The organism is Rothia sp. HMSC064F07 (genome assembly GCF_001837265.1).
GTDB classification, from domain to species: domain Bacteria; phylum Actinomycetota; class Actinomycetes; order Actinomycetales; family Micrococcaceae; genus Rothia; species Rothia mucilaginosa.
In genome coordinates, this window is record NZ_KV831926.1 from 327,523 (window position 1) to 339,766 (window position 12,244).

Here is a 12,244-nt window from a genome sequence, read left to right on the forward strand (position 1 = left end):
TCCGCGAGAAGTTCGATGCTGACCACGACGGCGTCGGCTGCGAGCAGCCCGCTGACTACGAGAACTCTAACTCTGTAGATAACCAGAGCAACGGTGGTCAGAACTCTGGCGGTCAGACCTCTATTAACAACCTCTCCGCTGGTCAGAACTCTGGTAACGCTACCGAGAGCCACCGTTTCCAGAACTGCGCCGACGTTGAGGCTGCAGGCCTGGCACCGATCCGCAAGGATCACCCGGACTTCCGCGAGAAGTTCGATGCTGACCACGACGGCATCGGTTGCGAATGGCCGGTTGACTACGAGAATGCTACTAACGCATCCTCCAAGAGCTCTTCTTCCCTGGCTAAGACCGGTGCATCCGATGCGATGACCGCTGCTGGTCTGGGTCTGATTGCTCTGGGTGCTGGTGGCGCGACCATCGTGGCAACCCGCATGCGCAAGAAGGCATAATAACGCCTAGTCGCTAAGTTTTTAGCTGCTTTTATGGGCTCCCTCCATATCGGAGGGGGCCCATTTTTTTGTGCCTTTTGACACCGCAGAAGATGCAGAAAACGTAGTGGAGAGAGGAAAAAATAATAGCCTCTAGTGTATCTGACCAGCAGATTTACTAGAGACTTCTAACACTTATCTCTAAGTTAAGGGCAACACAGGGCAAACACAGCTTCGACCGGGATTCTAGATACCAAGCAGAAAACGAAAGACGCAAAGCACTGAGCTGAAGAACAGACAGCGAAGAGCACCGCGAACATCACGACACGATATCTGGAGCACCCAATGACTATTCTGACCATGGCGATTGCCGATGCCATAGCCATCGCAGCTCTCTGCACCCTCTACATGGTGCGGCACCGCAACCGCGAACTGATGATTTCCTACGCGGTCATCAACGCCGGCATCTTCACCGTCTCGGTGGCGCTGGTATCCGCCGGATCGAACGCATCCGCTATGGGTATGGGCCTCTTCGGTGTCCTGTCGATTATCCGATTGCGTTCCACCGCCCTGAGCCAGCGCGAGGTGGGTTACTACTTCGTAGCCCTCTCGGTCGGCATGATCGCGGGTGTGAACATTAGCCCGGCGTACATCGCCTTCGGCCTCATGGCTACCCTGGTCGGCCTCATCGCGATTCTCGACTCGCGCAGCACCCCGGTTTCTAAGGAGCTGACTCAGACCGTCACCGCCGATCGTGCGATTAGCGACGAGGAAGAGCTCAAGGCATACCTGAGCGCTCGCCTGGGTTACACCGTCACCTCGGCGAAGATCACCGAGCTGGACATGGTGAACAACCTGACCCGCGCCACCGTCACCTACCAGCCCAAGGAAACCACCGAGGGCGGCACCCCCGCGGCAGTGGAGGCGGCACAGGCTCACGTAGCACCCATCTCGGCAGTAGCTCAACCAGCAGCACCGCAGATTACTGCAACCCGCCAGCCTGTAGCACCCACCGCCGAAGCGCACGCCACGCTGGAAACCCAGATGATTCCGCTCCAGCGCACCCCGGTGGGCAAGTAAGACCAGCCGGTATCTAAGCCTCCGATTCACTCCAACTGCACAAACATCTCCAATACCCACGACACGCCGCCCCCCAGCGCACAGCACGCGGGGACGGCACCCCAGAAGGACGAAGACCCATGACTAACGCAGTCGCAAACATCATCCCCGCAGAGTGGAAGAGCATCAGCCTCGAAGCCATGAACGAGAAGGCAGCCATGCAGACCCGCGTGGACCGCAAGTACATTGTCGACGCAGAAACTGCCGCCAAGGTACTCTCCACGCTCGATGCAGACGCCTCCGTCATGGAAATCGATGGCCAGCGCGATTTCGCCTACGACTCGGTCTACTTCGACACCCCGCAGATGCAGAGCTACCACTCGGCAGCCTACAGCCGCGACGATACCTTCAAGATTCGTACCCGTAGCTACCTGGACTCGAAGCTGACCTTCCTGGAGGTCAAGACCGACGGTGAGCAGGATATGACCGTCAAGAAGCGTATCCCGTACACCTTCGAAAACCGCGATACGCTCACTGCGGAAGGTCACGAGTACATCACCGTAGCACTCGGCGATATCCTCGCCGGCCCCGTACACAAGCTGGAGGCGGTCCTGACCACCGGGTACCGCCGTACCACGGTCTTCCTGCCGCAGAGCGAGAAGAACCCGGTCGCCTCCCGTATGACCGTAGATAACGCCCTGACCTGGACCCCTCTGTCCGAGAACATCCTCATGGCGGGCGTGAACTACCGTAACTTCCACGGCAACCTGGTCGGCACCACCTACGGCCTGCCGAACGCGGTCATCATCGAAACCAAGTCGGGTGTGGAGCCCTCCGTAGCGGATCAGCACCTCTGGGATGCGGGCATCACCCCCTCAAAGATTTCCAAGTTTGCAACCGGCATGGCGGCGCTGAACCCGCAGCTGGCAAGCAACAAGTGGGAAGAAACCCTGAAGAACTGGATGCACCTGGAACCGGTTGAGGGCACCCGCCTGAACGTGGATGACATGACCGAAGAGGATTACCAGAAGCTGCTGACCGAGCGTTTTGCAGCCGCCTAAAACGGCAATCTGGAATGCGCGGGTAGGGTAGAGCACCTACCTTGCCCGCACCCCAGCCCCTCATCTATATCCCCCGAACCAAGCACAACATCGGCCTTATTCGCCCCACACAGGCAATAACCGCTCTCACACATATTCACATTTCACATACGTCTTACCCCTGTGGCGCTGGCTCTACGCGAGTGGTCACCCAAACACAAAGGAAAACCCGTGAAAAAGAGCAATATGATTAAGAGCGCAACCTCCATTACCCTCCTGGCAGCCCTGGCGTTGACCGGCTGCTCGGCAACCTCGGCATCGAATGCCAGCGCTTCGAGTGCAATCAGTACCTCCGCTTCGAGCACTTCGGGCACCACGTCGAAGGTGGCAGACTCCTTCTCCACCGACGTGAAGAGCGGCGCGAAGCTCGCCGAGGACACCCACTACTCCGCGAAGGACGTCACCTGGGACTCCTCCAGCGAAGTTACTATCGATCTTTCTAACCCGACCGCGACCGACGGCGTGACCGTCAGCGACGGCGTCATCACCATCACCAAGGCGGGCAACTACAAGCTCACCGGCACCTACGAGGGCCAGATTAAGGTTGAGGCAGCCGACAGCGACATGGTCCGCCTGATCCTGAACAACGCGACGATCACCAACTCCACCGGTGCAGCTATCAACGTTGTTGAGGCGGACGAGGTCGTTATCTACACCGCCTCGGGTACCACCAACACCGTCTCTGACGGCTCCTCCTACTCGGATACCGCCAGTGGTAGCCCCGACGCAGCTATCTACTCCAAGAGCGACCTGACCCTGGCGGGCGAAGGTACCCTGAAGGTTGAAGGTAAGTACGAAGAGGGTATCCACACCTCTGATGGCCTGGTCATTGCCTCCGGCACCCTGGAAGTGAACGCGGCAAACACCGGCATCAAGGGTAAGGACTACGTCGATATCCTGGACGGCACCATCACCGTGACCGCAACCAAGGACGGCATCAAGGCAACTAACGACACCGACGGCAACCGCGGCTGGGTGCGCCTGAGCGGCGGTACCGTGAACATCTCTGCAGGTGATGACGGTTTCAAGGCTGAGCGCGTGCTTGAAATCTCCGGCGGTACCCTGAACATCACCCAGGCGAACGAGGGTATCGAGGCGCAGTACATCAACATCCTGGACGGCACCGTGAACGTGACCAGCTCCGATGACGGTATCAACGCCTCGTACAGCACCACCTCGACCAGCACTAGCTCGACCAGCACTGAGTCGGCTACTGCAACCTCGACTACTGCAACCTCGACTAAGCAGAGCGCGCAGGGCGGCCAGAACTCTGCACCCCAGGCGCCCAGCGGTAGCGCAGGTCAGGCACCGGCAGGTGGCGGTCAGGCTCCCTCGGGCACTATGGGTCAGCCCCCGGCTGGTGGTGGCGCAGGTGGCGGCATGGGTGGCGGCGGCACCTTCGAGGTCGTCGACGCAACCATCAACATCTCCGGCGGTACCGTCACCGTGAACACGAACGGCGACGGCATCGATTCCAACGGTACGGCAACCCTCTCCGGTGGCACGCTGATTGTGAACGGTCCCTTCACCGGTGGTAACGCATCCCTGGACACCAACGGCGACCTGCTGCTCAACGGCACGACCGTGGCCGCGGGTAACTCCGGTGACATGTTCGAGGCGCCCTCGACCAACTCCACCAGCGGCTACGTGAAGATCAGCAACGTATCGAACCTGAGCGCCGGCACCACCGTACAGGTTGCCGACTCCTCCGGTAACGTGGTGGCGAACTACAAGGTGACTAACTCCAGCACCGCACTGATCCTGGTCTCCAGCTCCAAGATCACCAAGGGCGAGAGCTACACCGTGTACACCACCACCGATAGCGTGGATGCCTCCAGTACCACCCTGGCTTCTAACGCCACCTCGCTGGGCTCCTTTACCGCAAGCTAGCAGCTCCTTCGCGGCTCCCTTGCCGCAGGCTCAGCGGCAGGGGGCTCTCCCTTAGACCCCGTGCGGGATGTCATGACCTGCACGGTACCCTCTCTGAACCCGGTCTTGTGAGTGAGCCGGTAGGAGAGACACTCGCCCCGCATCGGATGTAGTGATATATCCGGTGCGGGGCTACGTGTTATATAGGGTGTGTGGCGTCTGGGGTAAAAAAGCCGCGGGTGCAAAATAAAACGGTTGTTCCGGTGCGAAGAAGTGCTCTGATACGCAAAATAGGTGCCGTTGAGCGAGACATTCAGGGCTGAAACAGGGTACTCTATAGTGTAGTAAAGACTGTTGAACGATCCGAGAGCGATGCGCCGCGCGTGCTGTTCGCCTCGGACAGGATGAAAGAGGGGGTCACGCCATGGGGCGCGGCCGTCAGAAGGCTAAAGCAACAAGGCAGGCTCGGGAGATGAAGTACTTCAGCCCCGAGACCGACTACAGCGCACTCGAGCGCGAGCTCAGCAGCGCGAAGAAAACGAAGTCCTCCGATTCGTCCCGCCGTCGCTATGACGACGAGGACGACTACTCGGCATACGCAGAAAAGTACGCGTCCTACGAGGATGAGGCATAAAGAATACGCGGAATGATTCGGTGCATATCGACCGAGCGTATTTCATAGATGATGAACCGGCTTGAGGCCCCGCACGGGGTGCTCAGCCGGTTTTTTCGTGCCCCCAGTTTTTGTGGATGCAGTTAGGCGTACGCGAGGACAGGTTGCCCGCGGGGGTTCTTGACTATGCGGAACACAAAGCCAATACACATGTTTATACATATATATGCATAGCACCATCTGGTAATAAAGCGTGGGCAGTAATAAAAAAGTTTTAAATGAATAAGCATACATAGCTTCTGCACAGCTTAGTCATGCCTGGCGCAGAGAATAGACCGGCATTCTAGAGACATGAACAACGAACAGAACATGACTCAGAGCATTGACCAGGCAACCCAGACCGCAGCAGAACAAGCTAACGCAGCGCAAACCGCAGCAGAGCAGAAGCTAGCCAAGAAGAAGCTCACCCGTCGAATCTTCATCGGCGGCGGCCTCGGCGCACTCGCAGTAGTCGGCGGCGGCGCAGGCTGGGCCTACAACCGCTACCTGGCAGAGCACACCGAAATTGAAGACACCACCGCCTACGAGGCGGCTGCAGCTCAGGCAAACGCAAGCGCCTCCGGCTCCGCAACCGCAGACCCCACCGAACTGACCGGCGTGAAGGTCAACGGTCAGAGCCTCACCGCTAACGAAGGCTCGATTACCATCACCTCCAACACCACCGGCAGCGGTTCCGACGCGGTCGTCTCCTTCGTAGCAGACATCAAGCTCGACAACGCAACCCTGCTGCGTAGCGCCTTCGCCAACAACAAGTTCGGCCAGAACATCATCGACACCCCCTCGAACATTGCCTCCGAGCACAACGGCATCTGGGCAATCAACGGTGACTACTACGGCTTCCGTACCACCGGCATCGTGATCCGAAACGGTGTTGTCTACCGTGACTCTGGCGCACGTGAAGGCCTCGCCTTCTACCGCGACGGCTCCGTCAAGCTCTACGACGAAACCGCAACCAACGCCCAGACCCTCGTCAACGAGGGCGTGTGGAACACCCTCTCCTTCGGCCCTGCACTGGTCAAGGACTCCGCAATCGTCGACGGCATCGACAGCGTCGAGGTGGACACCAACTTCGGTAACCACTCCATCCAGGGCAACCAACCGCGAACCGGTGTGGGCGTGCTCGGCACCAACCACCTGGTCTTCATCGTGGTCGACGGCCGCTCCACCAACTACTCGCGTGGCGTGACCATGCCCGAGTTCGCCCAAATGTTCAAGGACCTCGGCTGCGTGAGCGCCTACAACCTGGACGGTGGTGGCTCCTCCGCCATGGTCTTCAACAACAAGCTGGTCAACCGCCCGCAGGGTGGCACCAAGGAACGTGGCACCAGCGACATCCTCTACATTGCAGGGAGCGCATCGTGATTATCCTGATACCCGCCTATAAGCCGGACCAATCACTGGTCCGCCTTGCCCGGGCCCTGCGCGAACAGGACCCGCACGCCGAAATCCTCGTGATTGACGACGGATCCGGCAGCGCCTACGCACCCATCTTTACCGAACTGCGCATCGACGGCGTGACCGTGCAGACCCACCCCGCCAACAAAGGCAAGGGTGCGGCACTGCGCACCGGCATCGCCTGGGCGAAAGCAAACCGCCCCGGCGAGGTCATCGTCACCGCCGACGCGGACGGCCAGCACCTACCTCGGGACATCTTCCGTGTGGGCGTGCGCACCGAAACCGCCGCGGTGGCAGGTCAGCGGAGCATCATCCTCGGCGTGCGTACCAAGCCCGACCCGAACGCCGGCGAAGAAGGTACCAAGGTGCCGCTGCGCTCCAAAATTGGCAACAGCGCAACCGTAGGCTTCTTCGCCCTGGCGACCGGAGCCCGCGTGGCAGACACCCAGACCGGTCTGCGCGGCTTCACCCCGCAGATTCTGGACTGGCTGCTGCAGATTCCCGGCGATAAGTACGAGTACGAGTTCTCCATGCTGCTACGCGCAACCCGCGCAGACGTGGAACTGGTGCAGGTACCCATCGTGAAGGTCTACGAGCCCGGCAACCCGACCAGCCACTTTAGGCCTCTGCAGGACTCGGCGCTCATTTATGCACCGCTGCTTGCCTTCCTGGCATCGTCTTTCCTGACCGGCTTCCTCGTGGATGCTATCGCCCTCTTCGTCCTGGTGGGCATGGGTGCTCCGCTACTGGCAGCCGTGGTCGGTGCCCGCATCATCTCGGCGCTGACGAACTTCACCGTCAACCGAATGCTCATGCACGACGGAGGCGCACGCCCCTCGGTATCCTCCTCGCTGGTACGGTACACCGTGCTGGCGGTGGGCATCCTCGCAGCCAACGCGGCTCTGATGGAAGCTTTGACCGGCCTGGGCGCGTCCCTGCTGGTCGCCAAGATCCTGACCGAACTGATTCTGATCCCGATCAGCTTCGCGGTCCAGCGCCGCTGGGTTTTTCTACCCACCCAGCGTCAGGAAAATACGCGAGAAAAGACTCAGGCAATCGCCGCCTCTTCCGGCTTGCGCGCGGTGAGCTACGAGTCCACTCGCATGGAGGCTGCCGGTATCCGTACCGGTGTGCGCGCCTCCCAGGTACGCCCCTAGCTCGTCTACCCTAGCGTCCAGCTCGCTAGGGGCGTACCCCAAGATTTCTCCCACCTGTCAGTCGTGAGGGTGGGTGGGAGAAGCATGCTGCAGCACCAAAAGCCGCAGCGTTCTGTTCACGAAAAGCCCCCGCTGAGAAAACTCAACGGGGGCTTTTTGTATGTGGCATCCTTCAGAAGCCTATTGGCTCACCGGCTTCCGAGCTGGCAACATGCCGATTACTGACCGGGAATCAGGCCGTGAGCAGTAATCAGGAACGGCGGGTTGTGGTTAACAGCCGGGTTAGTCACGTAACCAACACGAGCCGCACGGGTCGGGTGCTTGGGTGCACGCTTCGGCCAGGGCTTTGCCTGCGGGTTCGGGTCCTTCTTGCCCTGCACCATAGCCAGTGCGCTCGCGGCGTTCACAATGCCGGAACCGCAACCGTTCACATCGCAGGTGAGCGGCTTGGAGCTCTGCTTCAGAATCTGCTTTGCACGCTCAGCGTTCAGCGAGGGATCCACGGACTTCATCAGAGCAATCACGCCAGCAACCTGGGGTGCTGCCATGGAGGTGCCGTCGTACTCGGTGTAGCCTGCGCCGGTGGACACGGTGGTACCCAGATCCACGGTGGACATGATGTTGCTGCCGGGAGCGCTCACATCAACAATCTTGCCGTAGTTGGAGAAGTCGCTACGCTTACCGTTCTGGTCGGTAGCGCCCACCACGATCGAACCGCCGCAGTTAGCCGGAGCGACCTTGGAAGTGTCCTGACCATCGTTACCAGCAGCGACAACGAGAATCGCGCCGCGCTTGTTCACTTCAGCAATAGCCTTGGAGTAGGTTGCGGGGCAGGTGCCTTCGCCGCCGAGGGAGAGGTTAATGATCTTGGCGGGGTTGGAGTTCGCAGGAACGCCTTCAACGGTGCCGCCGGCTGCCCAAACCATTGCATCCGCAATGTCGGAGTCGTAGCCGCCGCACATGCCCAGGGCACGCACGGGCAGGATCTTGGTGGAGGGTGCCACGCCGACGATACCGCGCTTATTGTTCATAATCGCCGCGATGGAGCCGGCAACGTGGGTGCCGTGCCAGTTCGACTCGCTTGCCTCTGCATCAGCACCGCAGACGCCCGCTTCTTCCCAGTTGCCCTGGTCGGTCGGGTCGGAGTCGCGGCCGTTGCCGTCACGAGCAATGGAGGGCTCGGTGATGAAGTCGTAGCCGGGCAGGACGTTAGCGTCCAGGTCGGGGTGCTTGACGATGCCGGAGTCAATCACAGCAACGGTCACGCCGGCACCCTGGGTGGTCTTCCACGCTTCGGGGGTAGCCAGACCCTTGGTGCCGTGCAGGTTCCACTGCTGCGGGTAGAGGGTGTCGTTCGGCGCCACAACCTGGTTCGACGCCTGGGCAGCCTGGGCTACCTGAGCGACCTTGGAGTTTGCGGCGGTACGGGTGCGTGCGTTGGAGCGGCGCAGCAGGTCGGGCTCAACCGACGCGACGGAGGGGTTAGAGCTCAGCGCCGCCATGTACTTCTCTGCCTGCTCCGCGGTGAGCTTGGAGGAGAGAGTCACCACGGTTGCCTTCTGAGCGGTGGTGCGTACGTAGTTGGTCTTGATTTTGAAGAGGTCATCGACGCTCTTCACCTCGGAGGTGAGACCCTGGTAGAGGCCGTCGTTCCAGGTGGCAACCTGGGTGCCTGCGGGGCTTGCCCAGTTGATGCCACCTGCGTTCAGAGCGCTATCGGTGTAGGTGATAACGAATCGGTTGAAGCCTGCCTTCTGCTGTGCGGAGCTGAGGGAGGAAATGGTGGTGTGCGCCTTGGCGCGCTCGGCTCCGTTAGCCTTGGCGGGTGCCGCGAAGGATGCGGGGGCGCCCAGGGTCGTGACGAGTGCTGCGGCGGTGCCCAGGCTCAGCGCGGTGCGTGCGACACCGCGCGCTGAGGGGTGAGTGGTAAAAGACATCGGGGTCCTTTGCGTATGTGAGTGCCGGAAGCGGCAAGTGGGTTGGTCATCCACTCACATAAATGCACCTTCGAGAAAATATTTGCATTCTTTTGCATATTTGCTTGTGAGGAGCGAATAGAAAAAGAAAATGCACATCACTGCATTGATGTGTATTTTTCTCTAAACCCCCGTGCGGGAGTTCATCGGAAGTAGTTTATGTGGTGAGATATCGCTATCCTAGCACCTTTTTCTATGTTTGGCGGGGCTAAAACTCGATAGTGTGGCGTAAATAATGAGATTTTTCTTTCATGTAAATGCAGATAAAGAAATGCCTAGTCGGAATATTCTCGCGACTTAAAGTAGTGATTTAAGTTTTACTCATCTATGCATAAAATGACCTGCATCACAAAGGTTATTTTATTCATAAAGTAACTGAAAAAGGGTGCTAGAGTATCTCACGGTGCGTACCCGTGCACGCACATTGTGGAACCACTTCACAGCACACACAATGCACCAACACCTCACTCTTCCGTATTCACTCGTACCGAGCACACGCCCTCAACGCGAGACGGCAACGCTACGCCGCATCGTGCGCACCCGGTACCACTCACCTCAAGGACGTCCATGCTTCGCATTGCTCGCCCCTCGCAGGCACGCTCCTCACAGCGTTCCCTGCTGAGCTTCGTCACCGCAACCTGCCTGCTCTCGGCAAGCGTGATCCCCGCCGTTGCGGCACCCACCGCGCAGGCTACCCACGCAACCCAGGCTTCTGTGGCGACACAGGCTTCTAACACCACCCAGTCCGCGCCCGTGGCATACAACCGCTTCATCATCACTTACACCGATGAGGCGAAGAACGCCGCCTCCACCGATGCCACCGCAGATCAGATTGACTGGTCCGCGGCCGCCGGCACCCAGCAGGCAACCTGGAACGACGCACTCTACGCGGGCATCACCTCCGAGGTGCAGAGCATTGACGAGCTGCTGAACATTAAGACCAGCTACGTCCGCTCCACCGCGCTGGATGCCAGCGTGGTCACCACCTCCGCGGAGCTCACCCCCGCTCAGGCCCAGCAGTACATGGACGCCCTGAGCGCGAACTCCAAGGTCGCCTCCGTGTCGCCAGATATGCGCCGCTACGCCACCGTGGATAACATCTCGGAGACCGTCAAGATCAACGACCCGAAGATGAACCGAATGTGGTCCCTCACCGGTGAGAAGGGCATCTCCGCCCTGGAGGCGTGGGGCACCACCCGCGGCAAGGGCGTGACCGTGGCGGTGCTGGACTCTGGCATTACCGCCCACCCGGACCTGGACGCTAACGTGCTGCCCGGCTACGACTTCATTGCCGAGTCGGCGTTCTCCAACGACGGTAACGGCCGCGACTCCGACCCGACCGATGCTGGCAACTGGACCGTAGATAACCAGTGCTTCACCGGTTCGAAGGCGACCGCCTCCGACTGGCACGGCACCCACGTGGCGGGCACTATTGCCGCTATCGCGAACAATAACGAAGGCATTGCCGGTGTGGCACCCGAGGCGAAGATTGTGCCCGTGCGCGTTCTGGGCGCCTGCGGCGGCTTCGACTCGGACATCACCGACGGTATTATCTGGGCTGCTGGCGGTAGCGTGCGCGGCGTTCCGGCAAACCAGAACCCCGCCCAGGTCATTAACATGTCCATCGGTAGCGAGGGCACCTGCACCACCCCGTACCGCCAGGCGATTGCTCAGGCGAATAAGCGCGGCTCCATCGTGGTTGTCGCGGCGGGTAACAACAACTTTGATGCCTCGAAGTCCAGCCCCGGCAACTGCGAGGACGTCATCAATGTGGGCGCAACCGATAAGAATGGCAAGCGCTCCTACTTCTCTAACTACGGCTCCCGCGTGGACGTGAGCGCACCCGGTGGCGACCGCCGCTACTGGGGTGGCGGTATTCTCTCCACCCTGAACGCCGGTAAGACTGCTCCCGGTAAGGCCGACTACGCCGAGTACCAGGGCACTTCCATGGCGGCACCGCATGTTGCCGGTATTGTGGCGCTCATGAAGTCGGTCGACCCGAAGCTGACGTATGCTCAGGCGAAGAAGGCTCTGCAATCCACCTCTCAGGGTGTTGAGTGCGACCAGTCCGCGTGCGGTTCCGGCATTGTGAATGCGGCGCGCGCGGTTCAGCAGGTCCGCTCCGACCGTGAGGCTGCGGATGCTGCCGCGGCTGAAGAGGCAGCACGCAAGAAGGCTGAGGAGGAAGCCGCACGTAAGAAGGCGGCTGAAGAGGCGGCACGCAAGAAGGCTGAAGAGGACGCTAAGCGTCAGCAGGCCCCCGCGCCTAAGGCAACCCCGGCTCCGAAGGTGACCCCCGCTCCTAAGGCTAGGACCCGCCCGTCCCGCCCGGTGACTCGCCCCTCCTACCCGTCGCGTCCGCGTCACGGTCACACCTCCCGTTACCGCTCCTGGTACGGTGCTTCTGCGAACACCTACCCGAGCAGCGGTTACCCGAGCAGTGCATACCCGAACACTGGCTACCTGGGCTTCGCGACCGGTAATCACCGCTAGTCAAAACTGATTTTAGATACGAAAAGCCCCCGATGAGTTCTCTCATCGGGGGCTTTTACTATGCGCTGTCGACTGGGCCTGGTGCGAAGCCGGT

Annotated in this window: 9 protein-coding genes; 8 read left to right on the forward strand and 1 reads right to left on the reverse strand. The window is 60.2% G+C overall.

All coding sequences use genetic code 11. The features are described from left to right. From HMPREF2712_RS09140 to HMPREF2712_RS03860, 7 genes are all read left to right on the forward strand, one after another. The coding region (locus HMPREF2712_RS09140) for an excalibur calcium-binding domain-containing protein (RefSeq protein ID WP_141762576.1) at positions 1–449 on the forward strand (449 nt) is incomplete at its 5' end. A 324-nt stretch (positions 450–773) separates the two neighbouring features. Next, positions 774–1,508, forward strand: coding sequence for a DUF4956 domain-containing protein (locus HMPREF2712_RS03835; RefSeq protein ID WP_070819313.1), 735 nt, complete (start codon positions 774–776; stop codon positions 1,506–1,508). Positions 1,509–1,627: 119 nt separating this feature from the next. Continuing rightward, on the forward strand, positions 1,628–2,548 hold the full coding sequence (locus HMPREF2712_RS03840) for a polyphosphate polymerase domain-containing protein (protein WP_070819314.1): 921 nt from the start codon (positions 1,628–1,630) through the stop codon (positions 2,546–2,548). Between the two features lie 210 nt (positions 2,549–2,758). Continuing rightward, a complete protein-coding gene (locus HMPREF2712_RS03845) occupies positions 2,759–4,477 on the forward strand; it encodes a carbohydrate-binding domain-containing protein (protein ID WP_070819315.1) in 1,719 nt (572 codons plus the stop codon). Positions 4,478–4,880: 403 nt separating this feature from the next. Beyond that, a complete protein-coding gene (locus HMPREF2712_RS03850) occupies positions 4,881–5,090 on the forward strand; it encodes a DUF3073 domain-containing protein (protein WP_005504588.1) in 210 nt (69 codons plus the stop codon). 330 nt (positions 5,091–5,420) lie between these two features. Beyond that, positions 5,421–6,491 carry a phosphodiester glycosidase family protein gene (locus HMPREF2712_RS03855; protein WP_070819316.1) on the forward strand — a complete coding sequence of 357 codons (1,071 nt, stop codon included), beginning with the start codon at positions 5,421–5,423 and terminating at the stop codon, positions 6,489–6,491. Continuing rightward, entirely contained in the window at positions 6,488–7,681 is a 1,194-nt protein-coding gene (locus HMPREF2712_RS03860; RefSeq protein WP_070819317.1) for a bifunctional glycosyltransferase family 2/GtrA family protein, read from the forward strand. The genes HMPREF2712_RS03855 and HMPREF2712_RS03860 overlap by 4 nt, the downstream gene beginning before the upstream one ends. A gap of 218 nt (positions 7,682–7,899) precedes the next feature. On the opposite strand, the gene HMPREF2712_RS03865 is transcribed toward HMPREF2712_RS03860, so the two are convergent. Beyond that, positions 7,900–9,618, reverse strand: a complete 1,719-nt coding sequence (locus tag HMPREF2712_RS03865) for a S8 family peptidase (protein ID WP_070819318.1) — start codon at positions 9,616–9,618, stop codon at positions 7,900–7,902. Between the two features lie 606 nt (positions 9,619–10,224). On the opposite strand from HMPREF2712_RS03865, the gene HMPREF2712_RS03870 reads away from it, so the two are divergent. Next, complete coding sequence (locus tag HMPREF2712_RS03870; protein WP_070819319.1) at positions 10,225–12,150, forward strand: S8 family peptidase; 1,926 nt, start codon at positions 10,225–10,227, stop codon at positions 12,148–12,150. Positions 12,151–12,244 lie beyond the last annotated feature (94 nt).